Source organism: Mycobacterium colombiense CECT 3035, assembly GCF_002105755.1.
In the GTDB taxonomy this organism is placed as follows: Bacteria; Actinomycetota; Actinomycetes; order Mycobacteriales; family Mycobacteriaceae; genus Mycobacterium; species Mycobacterium colombiense.
Genome location: NZ_CP020821.1, coordinates 2,982,063 through 3,000,078 on the forward strand (window position 1 = coordinate 2,982,063; position 18,016 = coordinate 3,000,078).

An 18,016-nucleotide genomic window follows, 5' to 3' on the forward strand; every position below is an offset into this window, starting at 1 on the left:
CCTCGTGCGTCCTCTGCGCCGGCGCCGCCTGCGCCGGATGCGTGCGGGTTTTGAGCCGTCGCTGTCCGGGTAACCGACGGCACGATCGTGACCGCAGTGGCGCGGAGTTAGCAGGGCGAATGGACACGCGGGTGTTGCTCGCCGGTCGCTATGAGGTGCGCGGCAGGCTGGGCAGTGGCGGCATGGCCGAGGTTCGCGCGGGCTGGGACACCCGACTTCGGCGACCGATCGCGATCAAGCTTCTACACCCGGCGGTGTGCTCGCAGAGCGGCATGCGGAATCGATTCGATGCCGAAGCGCACGCTGCGGCGGCGCTCAACCATCCGAACATCGTCGCGATCTACGACAGTGGCGAGCAGGACGGCAGGCCGTTCATCGTGATGGAACGGATGCCCGGTGAAACCTTGGCCCAGGAGATCGCCCGCGGTCCGCTGCCCCAACCGCGGGTCCAGGCCCTGCTCGACAACGTCCTTGCCGCGCTGAGCGCGGCACATTCGGCCGCCATCCTGCACCGCGACATCAAGCCGGGAAACATCCTGATTGCCGCGGGGGCCAGACCGTGAAGGTTGCCGACTTCGGGATTGCCAAGCTTCCGGAGGCGACCAACACGCTGACCGGTCAGATCCTCGGCACCATTGCCTATCTGAGCCCCGAGCGGATCGCCGGTGCGCCTGCGTGTGTCGCCGATGATCTCTACGCGGTCGGCGTCGTGGGTTATGAAGCGCTCGCCGGTCACCGCCCGTTCCCGCAGGAGAACGTGGCCGCGCTCGCCGGCGCCATTCTGCACGGGCGGCCGCCACCACTCGCCGGGCTGAGGCCCGACGTCGATCCGGGGCTGATCATGGTCATCGAACGCGCGATGGCGTACGACCCAGGGCTGCGGTTTGGCAGCGCCGACGAGATGCGCGCCGCGGTGCACGGCCGACGCGAGGTGGCCCCAGGCGTGCAGGTCGCTGCGCCGACGCGCCCGCCACACCCGGCTACAAAGCCGCTTACGGTCGCGGTGCCCGGCTCGCCCACGAACACTTTCGTTCCAGCGCTGGTCGCACCGACGAGCCGCAGGCGAAAGTTGCTGGGCGTTCTGGCGGTCTTGGCGGTTTTGATTCTCATCCCGCTGGGTCTCGCGCTTGATGCGTCCTCCTCCCACGCACCTGTCGAACCGGCGACGACCGGTACACCGTCGCCGGTTCCGGTGAGTAATGCCCCACCGCCGCCATCCCCGCCGGCGGAACAGCCTCAGGCGCCACCATGGCACGGCCCAGGTAAGGGACACGGCAAGGGCAACGGCGGTAACCGGGGAGACTAAGCCCTGGCTCCCAGGGCCGCCTGACACGGGCGGCGTCGGCGTCTGCCGGTATCGGGCCCCGTTGCGGTGCAGCGCGGAGTCCATGGCCCAACCGAGGGCATGGTTGCTCGATATCCCTGCGTTCCAAGCTATTTCATCATCGCAGTGCACGACGATCCCGTGAGGTGCCGCTAGTTTCGGGGTGGGCGGCCCAGCGGGCGCCGGCCGGCGGGCTGTTCCCCGGCCGGCTGTGCCTGCTGCGTTCAAAATCCAGTGCGGTGTCTCACCAGCAGCGGCGGGCGGTGGATGCAGCCCGCACCCGCCAACCCGGTGCCCCCAGTCGGACTCGAACCGACACTGGGCGGATTTTAAGTCCGCTGCCTCTGCCAATTGGGCTATGGGGCCCGGCGGCGAATCTAGCGCGTCGCGGCCCCGCGCGGGGCATCGCATCGACATGCTAATTAGCCAGTTGTACAACGTGCGGGCCGAATAGGCATCCGCTACGATCCGCGCGCCGCGCGCGACTTCCTCTCTCGGCGCCGCCGCTCAGGTGACATCACTATGTCGTCCGACAGGGCCTTGTTAAAACTGCCGCCCTTGTCGTTAAGAAGCCGTAAACGGCTGTAACCGCTGCCCTTTGGATGGGGAACGTGGGGTTGTGGGTCATTAGCCTTACGCACACGCATAAGGGCCGTTTACGTGCAGACAGGTCGATCCACGCCGGGGGTCGACTCGTTCCAACGCTAGGAGCAACGGATGTCTTTTTTGACAACGCAAACTGAAGAGATGTTAGCCGCAGAGCAACTGCTCAGCGGGATCAACACCAATCTGGCGGCGCAGAACGCGGGCGCGGCCGCCGCGACGACCTTCGTCGCCCCCGCGGCCGCCGACCCGGTTTCGGCCCAGCAGTCGGCCCTCTTCTCGACCTACGGCACCACCTACCAGACGCTCGCGGCGCAAGCCCAGGCGCAGCTGGAGCAGTACGCGAGCACCCTGGGGATCAGCTCCAACAGCTACGGCGACACCGAGACCGTCAACGCGGCCCAGGCCGTGCTGTCGAATTCGAACCTCGCGGCGAGTCCGCTGGCGGCCGCCGCGGCCACACCGTCGAACACTCCCCTCGACTTCCTTTCGTACCTCCTCGGCAGCACCGGCAACGGCACGAACCCGAGCATGCTGGGCGGAATCTTCGGCCTGTCCAGCAACGGCGCCAACATCCTGAACATCGGCGCCGGGAACTGGGCATCGGCCGGGTCCGACCTGCTCGGCATGGCCGGTGGTGGTCTGCTTCCCGCCGCCGCCTCCGACACCGGTGACGCCGCCGCCGCGGCCGGCGCCGCCGACCTCGCCGCGTCGACGACCCCGGTCAGCCCGGGCGTGGCCGGCATGGGCGCGATGCCGGCGGCCGCGATGGGCCAGGCGACCATGGTCAGCAAGCTCTCGGTGCCGCCCACCTGGGCCGGTGCCGTCACCCCCGTGGCGGGCACCGTCGCCGCACCGCTACAGACGGTGGGCTGGACCGCCGCGGCGCCGCAGGCCGGTGCGGGAACGGTGGTACCGGGCATGCCGGGCATGGGCGCGATGGCCCGCAACAGCGCCGGCTTCGGCGCCCCGCGCTACGGCGTCAAACCGATCGTCATGCCCAAGGCGTCGACCCTCTAGGCGGCCAGCGACGCGGTCATCAGCTAGCAGGCAGAAGTTTTCACACCGATAAAAGGAAACGGGATACTAGAAATGGTTCTTGATTTTGCGGGTGTACCACCGGAGATCACTTCGTCGCTCATGTACGCGGGCGCGGGCTCGGGGCCGCTGATGGCCGCGGCCACGGCGTACGCCAACCTGTCCGCCGAGATCAGCTCGACGGCCAGCCAGTGGGAGTCGATCATCTCGTTGCTGACCACCGAGCAGTGGACGGGTGCCGGGTCGGCCGCCGCTGCGGCGGCGGCGCAGCCCATCGTCACGTACCTCACCGAGACGGCGGCGGCGCTCGAGCAGGCCAGCACGCAGGCCACCGCGTCGGCGGCCGCGTATGAGGCGGCTTTCGCCGCGACGGTGCCCCCGCCGGTGATCGCGGCCAACAGGTCGCTGCTGGCGACGCTCGTCGCGACGAACTTCCTGGGCGTCAACTCGGCCGCGATCGCCGCGACCGAGGCCCAGTACGCCGAGATGTGGGTCCAGGACGCCACCATGATGGCCACCTACCAGGCGGCCTCGGCGGCGGCGGGCACCCTGCAGCCGGTGACGCCGCTGACGTCGACCACCAACCCGGCCACCGCCGCGGCCGTCGACAACAGCGCCCTCGCCGCCAACTCCACGGGCGGCACCGCCCAAGCGCTCGCAGCTCCCCTCGCCGCAGCGCCCGCGGCCGTCGACCCGAGCCTGCCGTTCCAGACCACCGGCATCCTGTCCTCGATCGACAACTTCCTGGGCACACCGTCGGTCCTCAACGGCATCAACGGCGCGGTCAACACCGGAGCCTGGTTCACCATGAACGCGATTCCCACCGGGGTGTCGCTGGGGCACACGCTGTCCGCCGCGGCCCCCGCGGCCGCGGTCAGCGACGTGGCGCCGGCCGGTCTGGCCGGTGTCACGGAGGGCGCCATGGTGAGCGCGGTGACGCCCGCGGGCGGGCTGGGCGCGGCGGCGTCGGCGAGCGTCGGCGGAGCCTCCTCGGTCGGCGGCCTGTCGGTTCCGGCAAGTTGGTCCACGGCCGCGCCCGCGACCGCCGCGGCTTCGGCGGCGGCCCCGCTGGAGGGCTCCGGCTGGACCGTGGCCTCCGAGGCCGCCTCCGCCGAGCCTGTCACCGCGATGCCCGGCATGCCCGGGATGGCGGCGGCGGCAAAGGGCGCCGGCGCGTACGGCGCCGGGCCTCGGTACGGCTTCAAGCCGATCGTCATGCCCAAACAGGTTGTCGTCTGAGAGGGTCCGCTGATATGGGAAAAAGGGGGTACATGTCACCCATTTGAGGCGAGCAATTAACCGGCAGGCCGTAGTCTATTTACAACGCGGCCACCACCGCATCAATTACAACTGTTAAGACTTCGGCGAACTGAAGCTTCAAGATAGGAGACAGCCGACATGGCAACACGTTTTATGACCGACCCGCACGAGATGCGGGCGATGGCGGGCCGCTTCGAGGTGCACGCCCAGACCGTTGAGGACGAGGCTCGCAAGATGTGGGCGTCGTCGATGAACATCGCCGGCTCGGGCTGGAGCGGTCAGGCCCAGGCCACCTCGTACGACACCATGGGTCAGGTCAACCAGGCCTTCCGCAACATCGTCAACATGCTCCACGGGGTGCGCGACGGGCTGATCCGCGACGCGAACAACTACGAGCAGCAAGAGCAGGCCTCGCAGCAAATCCTCAGCAGCTAGCTGTCGAAGCAGCTGTCGCCCAACACTTTTAAGGAGCTAAGCAAATGAGCATCAATTACCAGTTCGGCGATGTAGACGCCCACGGCGCGTTGATCCGCGCCCAGGCCGCGTCCTTGGAGGCCGAGCACCAGGCCATCGTTCGCGATGTGCTTGCTGCCGGCGACTTCTGGGGCGGTGCGGGTTCGGTGGCATGCCAAGAGTTCATCACCCAGTTGGGTCGCAACTTCCAGGTCATCTACGAGCAGGCCAACTCCCACGGGCAGAAGGTCCAGTCCGCGGGCAGCAACATGGCCAGCACCGACAGCGCCGTCGGGTCCAGCTGGGCCTGACACCTCGTCTCGACAAAAGGGGCCGCACACCACTTGGTGTGCGGCCCCTTTTCGTTGGGCGAACGGGCTTGCGCCGCAACGGCGCGAGCCCAATTCGTTGCGGGTCCCCGGCTTACCCGGCCACCGGCGAACGCGGAAACAGCGAGGGCCGCAACCCGATTCGGTGCACCCCGGCGTCGGACTCGCGGCCGACCATCGCGCCCAGCGGCAGCTTGGACAGGCCCGTGCCGGTCGCAGGCGACGGCAATGCGCCCACCGGTCCGGGAGCAGGGGCATCGAACGCCGGCAGCGGCGCCACCGACGACACCGTCTCGGCCCATGCCGGGGGCACCGACAGGGTGCCGAGCGGCGACGCCTGGCCCACACTCGCCGAGGCGGTGGCACCGAGGCCGCCCACCGGCCCGAGGTTTCCCAGGGGGCCCATGTCGCCGACGTTCCCCAGGCCCGGGACCGCGCCCCCTTCGGCCCCGATGATCGAACCCGCGCCCTCCATGTCGAGTCCCAGGCCGTACACGTCCATGCCGACCCCGGCGCCGTCGCCGCCCAATCCGGCGCCGTCGGCACCCAGGCCGGCGAAATCGGAGCCCAGGCCAATCGCGTCCGAGGCCAGGCCGGCGGTTTCGCCGGACCCGGTGGCGCCGCCGAGGGCGGAGCCGACGCCCTGAACCGCCCCCAACCCGGTGCTCGCGCCCTTGGTGGCGCCTTTGCTGGTGCCGGACAGGCTGGACAGCGCGCTGATGGGGGCGGAGGTTCCCGACGACCCCAGCGACGTACCGGTGCCCACCGCGGCGGGCGCCAGGCCAGTGCTCGACGATGACCCCGGAGTCGAGAGGCTTTGCAGCGCTTGGGGAACCGATGACAGCGCGTGCGTCGACGCCGTCTGGGCATGGCTGCCGGCCTGGCTGGCGGTCGCCTGAGCGACCGCGCCCGCCTGACCGGCCGCCCCGCTCGGGTTGGACGTCTGCGGGGGCGGCGTGAACGCGCTGAACGTCGCGGCGGTCGCCGAACTTGCGGCGTAGGTATACATCGCGGCAGCATCCTGGGCCCACATTTCGCTGTACTGCGCCTCGGTTGCCATGATCGCGGGCGTGTTCTGCCCCAGGAAGTTCGTCGCGACCAGCGTCATCAGCTGAGCGCGATTGGCGGCGATGAGCGGCGGTGGCACCGTCATCGCGTACGCGGTTTCGAACGCGGCCGTGGCGGCGGAGCCCTGGATGGCCGACTGCTCGCATTGTTCGGCGGTGGCGCGCAGCCACAAAACGTAGGGCGCGACCGCCGCCGCCATCGCCATCGAGGTCGGCCCCAGCCACTCGTTGGTCAGCGTCGTGATCACCGACTCGTAGCCACCGGCGGCGGCGCTCAGCTCAGCGGCCAGTGCGTCCCATGCCGCCGCGGCGGCCAGTAGTGTCCCGGGCCCCGGCCCCAGATACATGCGGCCGGAGTTGACCTCTGGGGGCAATGCGCCAAAATCCATGGCTTCTCTGCTTTCTACTGAAGTTTGCTGCCACGGCGTGACGGCCCGGGCCGTGCCGCCCGGCGGCGGCACCGCGTCGGGGTGGTGTCGTGTAGCCCGCACGGGCCCGTGTCGTATGCCGTCGCTTCAGAACGGGTGGGTGCGGCCGAACCATTCGCCGCACCGATCGACGGCCGTCCGGTGGCCCGGCAGGCGTGCACCCCGCCAAGCGAACAATTCGCCCTCACCAAGGTGGCCGCGGTTGTGAACGCCGGCGAACCGCCGCGGATCCGGATCGGCACCGTGCTCAAAGTGTGGGGCTGCGCTCGCACGGCTCGCGCTACGAAAAACATGTCAATCAACCACTATTCGTAACATCGCGTAATTTGAAAGTAATGAAGATTGGGACATCGTCGTCCCGAGGCGTCTTGCGTGTGCATCGAGTATCGACGCCACTCACTGAGATGCACCGCTGCTGTATTTGTTGAAATCCGTTCTGGCGCCGGTAGTTTTGCGCTGCGAATCCTGCACCGGATCGCAGCGGTCAAACCAACGACTATGCATTCCAGTATTTTTCGAATCGCGTCTCATCTCAAGCCGACCCACCGGGCACATATAAAACTCATATTTGAATGACATCTGATGTGATCTGGCGAACAGGCTTACATTTGAGAATTCTATGAACTGCGTGACAGTCCAGTGTGTGGCTTGCCAGAATGTAGGAACATGACCGCAATGTCGGGTTACTCAGGCGCGCAGCGCCCACGTCAGGCCATCCTGGGGCAGCTGCCCAGGATCTATCGTGCCGACGGGTCCCCCATCAGGGTTTTGCTGGTCGACGACGAGCCTGCGCTGACCAACCTGGTGAAGATGGCGCTGCACTACGAAGGCTGGGTTGTCGACATCGCCCACAACGGGCGCGAGGCCATGGCCAAGTTCGACCGGGTCAGCCCCGACGTCCTGGTCCTCGACATCATGCTTCCCGACGTCGACGGATTACGAATCCTGGAACGCGTCCGCCAATCCGATGCCTACACACCCACGCTCTTCCTCACCGCGCGCGACTCGGTGATGGACCGCGTCACCGGCCTGACCGCGGGCGCCGACGACTACATGACCAAGCCGTTCAGCCTCGAGGAGCTGGTCGCCCGACTGCGTGGGTTGCTCCGCCGCTCCGGCCAGCAGCCCACGCCGACGGCCGAAACCCTCAAGGTCGGCGACCTCAAGGTGGACAGCGCCAGCCGGGAAGTCACCCGTGATGGCGAACCGATATCGCTGTCCTCCACCGAATTCGAATTGCTGCGCTTCCTCATGCGCAATCCCCGCCGCGCGTTGAGCCGCACCGAGATCCTGGACCGTGTCTGGAATTACGACTTCGCCGGCCGCACCAGCATCGTGGATCTCTACATCTCGTACCTGAGGAAGAAGATCGACTCGGGCCGGGAGCCGATGATTCATACCGTCCGCGGGGTGGGGTACATGCTGCGGTCCGCGGAATGACGCCAGACCCAGACACCACATCCGGGCGTTTTCCGCGGTGGTTCCCCCATTCGCTGCGCCGCCAACTGCTGGTTGGCGTGTTGGCCGTGGTCAGCGTGGTGCTGGTGACGGTCGGGATCGTCTCGGTGCTGAGCCTGCGCGGCTATGTCAATGCCATGAGCGATGCCGACGTCGCCGAGTCCCTGGACGCGCTGAGCCACCAGTACGCCAAATACCGCAACGGGGAACATGTTTCGTCGCGACCCGGTAGCCCGCCGATTGCTCAGGCGATGCTGGAGTTCACCGGGCAGACGCCGGGGAACCTGATCGCCGTGCTGCACAACGGCACCGTGATCGGGTCGGCTGTCTTCTCCGAAGACGAACCCAAGCCCGCGCCGGCCGACGTCGTCCGCGACCTGCAAGCGCAGACGTGGAGCGACGGGCCGCCACGCACCGAAACCCTCGGCAGGCTGGGGCCTTACCGCATCGACAGCACCGTCGCCGGGTCCGACGTACTGGTGGTCGGGACGTCGCAGAACCTCGCCGACCGGATCATCGCCCGCAAACAGGTCACCACCATCGGACTGACCGCGGCGGCTTTGGCGCTGACCGCCGCCCTCACCGTGTGGGTGGTCGGGTACACCCTCCGTCCGTTGCGCCGGCTCGCGGCCGTTGCCGCCGACGTCGCCGCCATGCCGCTCACCGGCGACGAGCACCGGATCAGCGCCCGGGTGCCACCGCAAGACACCGATCCGCAGAATGAGGTCGGGATCGTCGGCCACACGTTGAATCGCTTGCTGGACAACGTCGATAGCGCGCTGGCGCATCGGGTCGAGTCCGACCTGCGGATGCGGCAGTTCATCACCGACGCCAGTCACGAACTGCGGACACCGCTGGCGGCCATCCAGGGCTACGCCGAACTCACCCGCCAGGACAGTTCGGCGCTGCCGCCGACCACCGAATACGCGTTGGCCCGCATCGAGTCCGAGGCTCGGCGGATGGCCCTGCTGGTCGACGAGTTGCTCCTGCTTTCCCGACTGGGCGAAGGCCAAGACCTCGAGTCCGAAGACGTCGACCTGGCCGAGGTGGTCGGCAATGCGGTGAACGACGCGACGGTGGCTGCCTCGACGCATCAGTGGGTCAAAGACCTGCCGGACGAGCCGGTGTGGGTGCGGGGAGACCACGCGCGGCTGCATCAGCTGGTCAGCAATCTGCTCAGCAACGCCCGGGTGCACACACCACCCGGCGTCACGGTGACCACCGGGATCACCTGCCACCGCGGCGCTCCCGACGGGCCATTCGCGGAATTGACCGTCATCGACGACGGCCCGGGCATCGATCCCGAGATCCTGCCCAATCTGTTCGGGCGCTTCGTCCGGGCGGACAAGTCGAGATCCGACGGTTCGGGTCATGGACTGGGGCTGGCCATCGTCAGTTCGATCGTCAAGGCCCATCGGGGTTCGGTGACCGCCGAATCCAACGAGAACTGCACGGTTTTCCGGGTGCGGCTGCCGTTGATCTCGCGCTCCGACAAATCACCACGCTGACACGCCTGCGGCGATGCCGCCAGACGTGGAAGTCGTTGTCACAGAAGGTGATCGGCGGACGCGGTGGATCTCTCGGCCTGGCCGGCCACGGGGGCGGGGCGGCGCCGCCCGGACGCCGTCGCACGGGGGTGTTAAGAAACCGTAAATGTGCACCGTGCGCGCGTTAGGAAACCGTCAACCGAACGCCCCGGCGGATGGCGTCCCGATAATTTCGAGCTGACCTTGGCTGGCGAGACCGTCGCTTGATGGTGGTGACCCGCTGCGCCCGGCTGCGGCCGCGCTCGCGATCACCACGTCCTGTGGCCGGCTCACCGAGGCCCCTTTCGGATGCACTGTGATTGGCGCGGGACGGAGAAATGATGGGCGTGGTGGTGTATCTCGTGCTGACCGTGGCGGTGTTCGCCGTGCTCGGCCTGGCTCAGAAGTTGGTCGAGCGGTTGTGAACTACCAGAATGCGGTCGGCTTGGCGCTTTCCATCGTCATCGCGCTCTACCTCGGGGGCGCCCTGCTGTTCCCGGAGAGGTTCTAGTGAGCACAACAGCAGCGGGGATCATTTTCCTCGCCGTACTCGTCGTGGCGCTGGTAGTGGTGCATGTTCCCCTCGGCGACTACATGTTTCGGGTCTACACGTCGGAGAAGGACCTGTATGCCGAACGAGTGATCTACCGGCTGATCGGGGTCGATGCCCGTTCGGAGCAGACGTGGGGCGCCTACGCGCGAAGCGTGCTGGCGTTCTCGTCGGTCAGCATCCTTTTCCTCTTCGTGTTCCAGCTCGTGCAGGACAAGTTGCCGCTGCATCTGCACGACCCGGCCACGAAGATGACGCCCTCGCTCGCCTGGAACACCGCGGTCAGCTTCGTCACCAACACCAACTGGCAGGCCTACTCGGGCGAAACGACCGAAGGCCATCTCGTTCAGATGGCCGGCCTGGCGGTGCAGAACTTCGTCTCGGCCGCGGTCGGGATGGCCGTGGCCGTCGCGCTGGTACGCGGGTTTGTCCGCCGCCGCACCGGCGAGCTGGGCAACTTCTGGGTCGACCTGGTCCGCGGAACGCTGCGCGTCCTGCTGCCCATCGCTGTCCTCAGCGCGATCCTGCTGGTGGCCGGCGGGGCGATCCAGAACTTCCACCTGCACGACCAGCTGGCCACCACCGTCAACGGGACCCAGCAGACCATCACCGGCGGCCCGGTGGCCAGCCAGGAGGTCATCAAGGAACTCGGCACCAACGGCGGCGGCTTCTACAACGCCAACTCCGCGCACCCGTTCGAGAACCCGACCGTATGGACCAACTGGCTGGAGATCTTCCTGATCCTGGTGATCGGCTTCTCGCTGCCACGCACCTTCGGACGGATGGTGGGTAACACCAAGCAGGGCTTCGCGATTGCGGCGGTGATGGCGACGCTGTACACGACCAGCACGGCGTTCATGCTGTGGTTTCAGACGCAGCACCACGGCACCGTGCCGACCTCGATCGGCGCCGCGATGGAGGGGGTCGAGCAGCGCTTCGGCGTCACCGACTCGGGGGTGTTCGCCGCCGCGACCACGCTCACCTCCACCGGGGCGGTCGACTCCACGCACGACTCCCTGACCAGCCTGGGTGGCATGATCGCGCTGTTCAACATGCAGCTGGGCGAGGTCGCCCCGGGCGGCACCGGCTCCGGCCTCTACGGCATCCTCATCCTGGCGGTGATCACCGTCTTCGTCGCCGGCCTGATGGTGGGGCGTACCCCCGAATACCTCGGCAAGAAGATCACCCCGCGTGAAATCAAGCTTGCCGCAAGCTATTTCCTGGTCACACCGTTGCTCGTACTGACCGGCACCGCGGTCGCGATGGCGCTGCCGGGCGAGCGGGCCGGCATGCTCAACGGCGGACCGCACGGGCTCTCCGAAGTGCTCTACGCGTTCACCTCGGCGGCCAACAACAACGGGTCGGCCTTCGCCGGGCTGAGCGCCAACACCGACTGGTACAACACGGCCCTCGGCCTGGCCATGGCGTTCGGCCGGTTTCTGCCCATCGTGCTGGTGCTGGCGCTGGCCGGTTCACTCGCGAGGCAGGGCAGTACACCGGATTCGGCCGGCACCTTGCCCACGCACCGGCCGCAGTTCGTGGGCATGGTCGCCGGCGTCACGTTGATTGTCGTTGCCCTCACGTTCCTGCCCATGCTCGCGCTCGGGCCTCTCGCTGAAGGAATCCACTGATGACCGCGACCGCGATCGACCCGACCGAGCGGACCGAGCCGGCGGCCTCCGGCGGCAGAAAACGGGTGCAGGGCGGGCTGCTCGACCCGAAGATGCTGTGGAAGTCGACGCCGGACGCGCTGCGCAAACTCAACCCGCGCACCCTGTGGCGGAACCCGGTGATGTTCATCGTGGAGGTCGGCGCCGCGTGGAGCACCGCGTTAGCCATCGTTGAGCCGACGTGGTTCGCCTGGCTGACCGTGATCTGGTTGTGGCTCACCGTGTTGTTCGCCAACCTCGCCGAAGCCGTCGCCGAGGGCCGGGGCAAGGCACAGGCCGAAACGTTGCGCCGCGCCAAAACCCAGACCATGGCCCGGCGGCTCAAGGACTGGGCGCCCGGCGCGACCGCGGTCGAGGAAGCCGTCGCAGCGCCGGAGCTGCAGCGGGGCGACATCGTCGTGGTCGAGGCCGGGCAGGTGATCCCGGGCGACGGCGACGTCGTGGAAGGCATTGCCTCGGTCGATGAATCGGCCATCACGGGCGAATCGGCGCCAGTCATCCGCGAGTCCGGCGGCGACCGTTCCGCGGTCACCGGCGGCACCACGGTGCTCAGCGACCGCATCGTCGTGAAGGTCACCCAGAAGCCCGGGGAGAGCTTCATCGACCGGATGATCGCGCTGGTCGAGGGCGCCAACCGGCAGAAGACGCCGAACGAGATCGCGCTGAACATCCTTTTGGCCGCGTTGACGATCATCTTCGTCTTCGCCGTCGCGACCCTGCAGCCGTTGGCGATCTACTCCAAGGCGAACAACCCCGGCGTCCCGGATGGCCAGGCGCTCAACGCAAGTGGTGTCACGGGCATCGTGATGGTATCGCTGCTGGTGTGCCTGATTCCGACCACCATCGGCGCGCTGCTGTCGGCGATCGGCATCGCCGGCATGGACCGTCTGGTGCAGCGCAACGTCCTGGCGATGTCCGGGCGGGCGGTGGAAGCCGCCGGCGACGTCAACACCCTGCTGCTGGACAAGACCGGCACCATCACGCTGGGCAACCGGCAGGCCGCGGCCTTCATCCCGCTCGACGGAGTCTCCGCCGAACAGCTGGCCGATGCCGCCCAATTGTCCAGCCTCGCCGACGAAACTCCCGAGGGCCGTTCGGTTGTCGTGTTCGCCAAGCAGCACTTCGGGCTGCGGGCGCGCACACCGGGCGAGCTGGCCCAGGCCCAGTGGGTGGCGTTCTCGGCCACCACCCGGATGTCGGGTGTCGACCTCGACGGTCACCTGCTCCGCAAGGGTGCCGCGAGTTCGGTCGCGGAATGGGTACGCGCCCAAGGGGGTAAGGTGCCCCAGCAGCTTGGCGAGGTCGTCGACGGCATCTCGGCCGGCGGCGGCACCCCGCTGGTGGTCGGGGAAAGCCGGGACGGCGAGGCGGCGGTGCTCGGTGTCATCCATCTCAAGGACGTCGTCAAGCAGGGCATGCGCGAGCGGTTCGACGAGATGCGGAAGATGGGCATCCGGACGGTGATGATCACCGGGGATAACCCGTTGACCGCCAAGGCGATCGCCGACGAAGCCGGAGTCGACGACTTCCTGGCCGAGGCCACGCCGGAGGACAAGCTCGAGTTGATCAAGCGCGAGCAGGCGGGCGGCAAGCTGGTCGCGATGACGGGCGACGGCACCAATGACGCTCCCGCCCTGGCTCAAGCCGACGTGGGTGTCGCGATGAACACCGGCACGTCGGCCGCCAAAGAGGCCGGCAACATGGTCGACCTGGACTCCGATCCCACCAAACTGATCGAGATCGTGGAAATCGGTAAGCAGCTGCTGATCACCCGGGGCGCGCTGACGACATTCTCGATCGCCAATGACATCGCGAAGTACTTCGCGATTATCCCGGCGATGTTCGTCGCGCTGTTCCCCGGCCTGGACCTGATCAATGTGATGCGGTTGCACAGCCCGCAATCGGCCATCCTGTCCGCGGTCATCTTCAATGCGATCGTCATCGTCGCGCTGATACCACTGTCGTTGCGCGGCGTGCGGTACACGCCGAGCAGCGCGTCAAAGCTGTTGAGCCGCAACCTGTACGTGTATGGCCTCGGTGGCATCGTCGCCCCGTTCATCGGAATCAAGGCGATCGACCTGATCGTCCAATTCATCCCAGGGATGTCCTGACATGACGTTCTCGAATTTCGTCCGCCTACATTGGGCGGCATTGCGCACGCTGCTGGTGCTGACCGTGATCACCGGCCTGGCCTACCCGCTGTTCATCTGGCTGGTCGCGCAGTTTCCCGGGCTGCGCGACCAGGCCGAGGGGTCGATTCTCTCCGCCAACGGAAAGCCGGTGGGCAGCAGGCTGATCGGCCAGTCGTTCACCGACAAGGACGGCAATGCACTGCCCCAGTACTTCCAGAGCCGCCCCTCGGCGGCCGGCAACGGGTATGACCCGACGTCGTCGGGAGGCAGCAACCTCGGGCCGGAAAGCATCGTCGACACTCCGGCCGATCCGTCGCAACTGGCGGCCGGCAAGTCCGCGTCGGACGCGGGCTTCAAGCCGAGCCTGTTGACGACGGTGTGCTCGCGCAGCGCCGCGGTGGGCAAGCTGGAGGGCGTCGACGGGTCGCGGCCGTTCTGCACGGGCGGCGGCGTGGGCGCGGTGCTGTCGGTGATCGGTCCTCGCGACGGTCGCGGCAACGTCATCCACCCGACCCGGGTGGTCAGCGTCAACGAGCCGTGCGGGTCGACGGCCACGCCGTTCCTCGCGCTCTACGAGGGGGTGCGCGTCGAATGCGCCAAGTACGGCGAGGACTACACGATCGGGCAGATCATGCCGATCCGCGGCGCCGCACCCGCCGACCCGGTGGTGCCGGCGGACGCCGTGACCGCCAGCGGCAGCGGCCTGGACCCGAACATCTCACCCGCCTACGCCGACATTCAGGTGGCCAGGGTGGCCAAAGTGCGTCACGTCAGCGCAGATCAGATACGTGAAGTGGTCGCGCAGAACAGCAACGGCCGCGGCCTCGGATTTTTCGGTGAACCGCGCGTCGATGTGCTGCAACTTAATCTGCAACTCGATCACCGGTATCCGGTCACGAGCTAGCGTCAGGGGGGATGATGGTTGACGTGAGTGACGTCAGCCTCCGCGACCACCATCCCAAGCGCGGGGAGCTACGCATCTATCTGGGCGCGGCTCCGGGCGTGGGCAAGACGTACTCGATGCTGGGCGAGGCGCATCGGCGGCTGGAACGCGGCACCGATCTGGTGGCGGGCGTGGTGGAAACCCACGGGCGGTCGAAAACCGCTGAGCTGCTTGAGGGCATCGAGGTGATTCCGCCGCGCCAAGTGGAATACCGCGGCAGCAGCTTCCCCGAACTCGACGTGCCTGCGGTTCTGGCGCGCCGCCCCCAGGTCGTCCTGGTCGACGAACTCGCGCACACCAACACGCCGGGCAGCAAAAACCCCAAGCGGTGGCAGGACGTCGAGGAATTGCTCGACGCCGGGATCACCGTGATCTCCACGGTCAACGTGCAGCACCTGGAGAGCCTCAACGACGTCGTCGCGCAGATCACCGGCATCGAGCAGAAGGAGACGATACCGGACCTGATCGTGCGCCAGGCCGCCCAAGTCGAACTGATCGATATCACACCAGAGGCGTTGCGCCGCAGGTTGTCTCATGGCAACGTCTACGCCCCGGATCGCATCGATGCGGCGCTGTCCAACTACTTCCGGCGTGGAAACCTCACCGCGCTAAGAGAATTGGCGCTGCTGTGGCTTGCAGATCAGGTCGACACCGCGCTGGCCAAATACCGGGCCGAGAACAAGATCACCGACATGTGGGAGGCCCGCGAGCGGGTGGTCGTGGCGGTCACCGGCGGTCCGGAGTCCGAGACGCTGGTGCGACGGGCGTCCCGGATCGCCTCGAAGTCGACCGCAGAACTCATGGTGGTGCACGTGATCCGCGGTGACGGGCTGGCCGGCCTGTCGGAGTCACGGATGGCCAAGATTCGGGAGCTGGCGAACAGCCTGGACGCGTCGATCCACACCGTGGTCGGCGACGAGGTGCCCACCGCCCTGCTCGAGTTCGCCCGCGAGATGAACGCGACGCAGCTGGTGATCGGCACGTCGCGCCGGTCACGCTGGGCGCGGCTGTTCGAGGAGGGTATCGGCCCGAGGATCGTCGAGCTGTCCGGGAAGATCGACGTGCACCTGGTCACCCACGAGGAGGCCAAACGCGGATTCCGTTTGTCCTCGCTCGCGCCCCGCGAGCGGCGGGTGGCGTCGTGGCTGGCGGCTCTCGTCGTGCCGTCGGTCATCTGCGCGATCACCGTGACGACGCTGGACCCGTATCTGGACACCGGCGGCGAGAGCGCCGTGTTCTTTATCGGGGTGCTGTTGGTCGGGCTGTTCGGAGGTATTGCGCCCGCGGCACTTTCGGCGGTGCTATCCGGCCTGCTGCTGAACTACTTCCTGATCGCCCCGCGGCACAGCTTCACCATCGCCGAACCCAACAGCGCCATCACCGAATTGGTGCTATTGCTTGTGGCGGTCGCCGTCGCGGTGCTGGTCGACTTCGCGGCCAAACGCACCCGGGAAGCTCGGCGTGCCTCGCAGGAGGCGGAGTTGCTGACCCTGTTCGCGGGGTCCGTGCTGCGCGGTGCCGACCTCGAGACGCTGCTCGAGCGGGTGCGCGAGACCTACGCGCAGCGGACCGTCACCATGTTGCGTGAGCCCGGCGAGGAGGCGCGCGCCGGCGGCGCCAAGGGCGACGTCGTCGCCTGCGTGGGCCGCGATCCCTGTGTCAACGTCGATTCCGCCGACACCGCGATCGAGGTCGGCGACGACGAGTTCTGGATGCTGCTGGCGGGCAGGAAGCTCTCCGCACGTGACCGGCGGGTGCTCAGCGCGGTGGCCAGGCAGGCCGCGGGTCTGATCAGGCAGCGTGAGCTCGCCGAAGAGGCCAGCCGCGCCGAGGCGATCGTCCGGGCCGACGAGCTGCGACGCTCGCTGCTGTCGGCGGTCAGCCACGACCTGCGCACGCCCCTGGCCGCGGCCAAGGTCGCCGTCTCCAGCCTGCGCGCCGAAGACGTCGCTTTCTCCCCCGCCGACACCGCCGAACTGCTGGCCACCATCGAGGAGTCGATCGATCAGCTGACCGCGCTGGTCGGAAACCTGCTCGACTCATCGCGGTTGGCCGCCGGGGTGATCCACCCCGATCTGCGCCGGGTGTATCTGGAGGAGGCCGTGCAGCGGGCGTTGGTCAGCATCGGCAAGGGCGCCACCGGTTTCTTCCGGTCGGCCATCGACCGGGTCAAGGTCGACGTGGCCGACGCCATGGTGATGGCCGACGCCGGGCTGTTGGAACGCGTGCTGGCCAACCTGATCGACAACGCGCTGCGCTACGCGCCCAACTGTGTGGTGCGCGTCAACGCCGGGCGGGTGGGTGATCGCGTGCTGATCAACGTCATCGACGAGGGCCCCGGCATCCCGCATGGGGCCGAGGAACAGATCTTCGAAGCGTTTCAGCGGCTCGGCGATCAGGACAACACCATCGGCGTCGGCCTGGGGATGTCGGTGGCGCGGGGCTTCGTCGAGGCGATGGGCGGGACAATTACGGCCACCGACACCCCGGGAGGCGGACTGACCGTGATCGTGGATATGGCTGCGCCGCAGATGGATGCGGTATGACGCGCGTACTCGTGATCGACGACGAACCGCAGATACTGCGTGCGCTGCGCATCAACCTGACCGTGCGGGGCTACGAGGTGATCACCGCGTCCAGCGGGGCCGGCGCGCTGCGCGCGGCCGCCGAGCACAAGCCCGACGTGGTGATCCTCGACCTCGGCCTGCCCGACATCTCCGGCATCGACGTGCTGGCCGGCCTGCGCGGCTGGCTCACCGCGCCGGTGATCGTGTTGTCGGCGCGCACCGACTCCTCCGACAAGGTCGAGGCGCTGGACGCCGGCGCCGACGACTATGTGACCAAACCCTTTGGGATGGACGAGTTCTTGGCTCGGTTGCGCGCGGCGGTGCGCCGCAACGCAGCGGCTTCCGAACTGGAGCAGCCGGTGATCGAGACCGAATCGTTCACCGTCGACCTGGCCGCCAAGAAGGTCACCAAGAACGGTAGCGAAGTCCACCTCACCCCGACGGAGTGGGGAATGCTCGAGGTCCTGGTCCGCAACCGCGGCAAGCTGGTCGGCCGCGAAGAACTCCTCAAAGAGGTGTGGGGCCCGGCGTACGCCACCGAAACACATTACCTGCGTGTCTATCTCGCGCAACTGCGCCGCAAACTCGAGAACGACCCGTCGCACCCCAAACACCTGCTGACCGAGTCGGGCATGGGGTATCGCTTCGAGGCGTGAGGTGGCGGCGGC

General features: G+C 67.6%; 14 protein-coding genes, 1 tRNA gene and 1 pseudogene. 14 read left to right on the forward strand and 2 right to left on the reverse strand.

Annotation, left to right across the window (positions count from 1 at the left end):
- The first annotated feature begins 119 nt into the window (after window positions 1–119).
- Window positions 120–1,306, forward strand: a pseudogene (locus B9D87_RS13615) (serine/threonine-protein kinase).
- Window positions 1,307–1,616: 310 nt separating this feature from the next.
- Here B9D87_RS13615 and B9D87_RS13620 read toward each other — a convergent pair.
- A tRNA-Leu gene (locus tag B9D87_RS13620) sits at window positions 1,617–1,690 on the reverse strand.
- A 351-nt stretch (window positions 1,691–2,041) separates the two neighbouring features.
- On the opposite strand from B9D87_RS13620, the gene B9D87_RS13625 reads away from it, so the two are divergent.
- From B9D87_RS13625 to B9D87_RS13640, 4 genes are all read left to right on the forward strand, one after another.
- Complete coding sequence (locus B9D87_RS13625; RefSeq protein WP_040631937.1) at window positions 2,042–2,947, forward strand: PE/PPE C-terminal domain-containing protein; 906 nt, start codon at window positions 2,042–2,044, stop codon at window positions 2,945–2,947.
- 72 nt (window positions 2,948–3,019) lie between these two features.
- Window positions 3,020–4,204 (forward strand): PPE family protein, encoded by a 1,185-nt coding sequence (locus B9D87_RS13630; protein WP_007776718.1) that lies wholly within the window; start codon window positions 3,020–3,022, stop codon window positions 4,202–4,204.
- 159 nt (window positions 4,205–4,363) lie between these two features.
- Window positions 4,364–4,660 carry a WXG100 family type VII secretion target gene (locus tag B9D87_RS13635; RefSeq protein WP_007168951.1) on the forward strand — a complete coding sequence of 99 codons (297 nt, stop codon included), beginning with the start codon at window positions 4,364–4,366 and terminating at the stop codon, window positions 4,658–4,660.
- Between the two features lie 44 nt (window positions 4,661–4,704).
- Window positions 4,705–4,989: a WXG100 family type VII secretion target gene (locus tag B9D87_RS13640; protein WP_007771417.1), complete on the forward strand. Its 285-nt coding sequence runs from the start codon at window positions 4,705–4,707 to the stop codon at window positions 4,987–4,989.
- Window positions 4,990–5,101: 112 nt separating this feature from the next.
- On the opposite strand, the gene B9D87_RS13645 is transcribed toward B9D87_RS13640, so the two are convergent.
- Entirely contained in the window at window positions 5,102–6,463 is a 1,362-nt protein-coding gene (locus B9D87_RS13645; protein ID WP_007776724.1) for a PPE family protein, read from the reverse strand.
- Window positions 6,464–7,168: 705 nt separating this feature from the next.
- Between B9D87_RS13645 and B9D87_RS13655 the strand changes: the two genes are divergently transcribed.
- The 9 genes from B9D87_RS13655 to B9D87_RS13690 all read left to right on the forward strand — a co-directional run bounded on the left by B9D87_RS13655 (window position 7,169) and on the right by B9D87_RS13690 (window position 18,004).
- Window positions 7,169–7,942 (forward strand): response regulator transcription factor, encoded by a 774-nt coding sequence (locus B9D87_RS13655; RefSeq protein ID WP_007776728.1) that lies wholly within the window; start codon window positions 7,169–7,171, stop codon window positions 7,940–7,942.
- Window positions 7,939–9,468 carry a sensor histidine kinase gene (locus tag B9D87_RS13660; RefSeq protein ID WP_040631939.1) on the forward strand — a complete coding sequence of 510 codons (1,530 nt, stop codon included), beginning with the start codon at window positions 7,939–7,941 and terminating at the stop codon, window positions 9,466–9,468. The genes B9D87_RS13655 and B9D87_RS13660 overlap by 4 nt, the downstream gene beginning before the upstream one ends.
- 359 nt (window positions 9,469–9,827) lie before the next feature.
- A complete protein-coding gene (locus tag B9D87_RS26720; RefSeq protein ID WP_100882449.1) occupies window positions 9,828–9,911 on the forward strand; it encodes a potassium ABC transporter ATPase in 84 nt (27 codons plus the stop codon).
- Window positions 9,908–9,997 carry a potassium-transporting ATPase subunit F gene (locus tag B9D87_RS26725; protein ID WP_040631943.1) on the forward strand — a complete coding sequence of 30 codons (90 nt, stop codon included), beginning with the start codon at window positions 9,908–9,910 and terminating at the stop codon, window positions 9,995–9,997. The genes B9D87_RS26720 and B9D87_RS26725 overlap by 4 nt, the downstream gene beginning before the upstream one ends.
- Window positions 9,997–11,667 (forward strand): potassium-transporting ATPase subunit KdpA, encoded by a 1,671-nt coding sequence (kdpA, locus tag B9D87_RS13670; RefSeq protein ID WP_007776735.1) that lies wholly within the window; start codon window positions 9,997–9,999, stop codon window positions 11,665–11,667. The genes B9D87_RS26725 and kdpA overlap by 1 nt, the downstream gene beginning before the upstream one ends.
- On the forward strand, window positions 11,667–13,817 hold the full coding sequence (kdpB, locus tag B9D87_RS13675; protein ID WP_007776737.1) for a potassium-transporting ATPase subunit KdpB: 2,151 nt from the start codon (window positions 11,667–11,669) through the stop codon (window positions 13,815–13,817). Before kdpA ends, kdpB begins: the two co-directional genes overlap by 1 nt.
- A 1-nt stretch (window position 13,818) precedes the next feature.
- Window positions 13,819–14,742 carry a potassium-transporting ATPase subunit C gene (locus B9D87_RS13680; protein ID WP_007776740.1) on the forward strand — a complete coding sequence of 308 codons (924 nt, stop codon included), beginning with the start codon at window positions 13,819–13,821 and terminating at the stop codon, window positions 14,740–14,742.
- 11 nt (window positions 14,743–14,753) lie between these two features.
- Entirely contained in the window at window positions 14,754–17,327 is a 2,574-nt protein-coding gene (locus B9D87_RS13685; protein ID WP_040631945.1) for a DUF4118 domain-containing protein, read from the forward strand.
- On the forward strand, window positions 17,324–18,004 hold the full coding sequence (locus tag B9D87_RS13690; protein WP_007776744.1) for a response regulator: 681 nt from the start codon (window positions 17,324–17,326) through the stop codon (window positions 18,002–18,004). The genes B9D87_RS13685 and B9D87_RS13690 overlap by 4 nt, the downstream gene beginning before the upstream one ends.
- The last annotated feature ends 12 nt before the right edge of the window (window positions 18,005–18,016 follow it).

What these genes read in the sequence shown, in the direction of transcription:
- B9D87_RS13625 (WP_040631937.1), top strand. Translation starts at nt 2,042, where the DNA reads ATGTCTTTTTTGACAACGCAAACTGAAGAGATGTTAGCCGCAGAGCAA.
- B9D87_RS13630 (WP_007776718.1), top strand. Translation starts at nt 3,020, where the DNA reads ATGGTTCTTGATTTTGCGGGTGTACCACCGGAGATCACTTCGTCGCTC.
- B9D87_RS13635 (WP_007168951.1), top strand. Translation starts at nt 4,364, where the DNA reads ATGGCAACACGTTTTATGACCGACCCGCACGAGATGCGGGCGATGGCG.
- B9D87_RS13640 (WP_007771417.1), top strand. Translation starts at nt 4,705, where the DNA reads ATGAGCATCAATTACCAGTTCGGCGATGTAGACGCCCACGGCGCGTTG.
- B9D87_RS13645 (WP_007776724.1), bottom strand. Translation starts at nt 6,463, where the DNA reads ATGGATTTTGGCGCATTGCCCCCAGAGGTCAACTCCGGCCGCATGTAT.
- B9D87_RS13655 (WP_007776728.1), top strand. Translation starts at nt 7,169, where the DNA reads ATGACCGCAATGTCGGGTTACTCAGGCGCGCAGCGCCCACGTCAGGCC.
- B9D87_RS13660 (WP_040631939.1), top strand. Translation starts at nt 7,939, where the DNA reads ATGACGCCAGACCCAGACACCACATCCGGGCGTTTTCCGCGGTGGTTC.
- B9D87_RS26720 (WP_100882449.1), top strand. Translation starts at nt 9,828, where the DNA reads ATGGGCGTGGTGGTGTATCTCGTGCTGACCGTGGCGGTGTTCGCCGTG.
- kdpB (WP_007776737.1), top strand. Translation starts at nt 11,667, where the DNA reads ATGACCGCGACCGCGATCGACCCGACCGAGCGGACCGAGCCGGCGGCC.
- B9D87_RS13680 (WP_007776740.1), top strand. Translation starts at nt 13,819, where the DNA reads ATGACGTTCTCGAATTTCGTCCGCCTACATTGGGCGGCATTGCGCACG.
- B9D87_RS13685 (WP_040631945.1), top strand. Translation starts at nt 14,754, where the DNA reads ATGATGGTTGACGTGAGTGACGTCAGCCTCCGCGACCACCATCCCAAG.
- B9D87_RS13690 (WP_007776744.1), top strand. Translation starts at nt 17,324, where the DNA reads ATGACGCGCGTACTCGTGATCGACGACGAACCGCAGATACTGCGTGCG.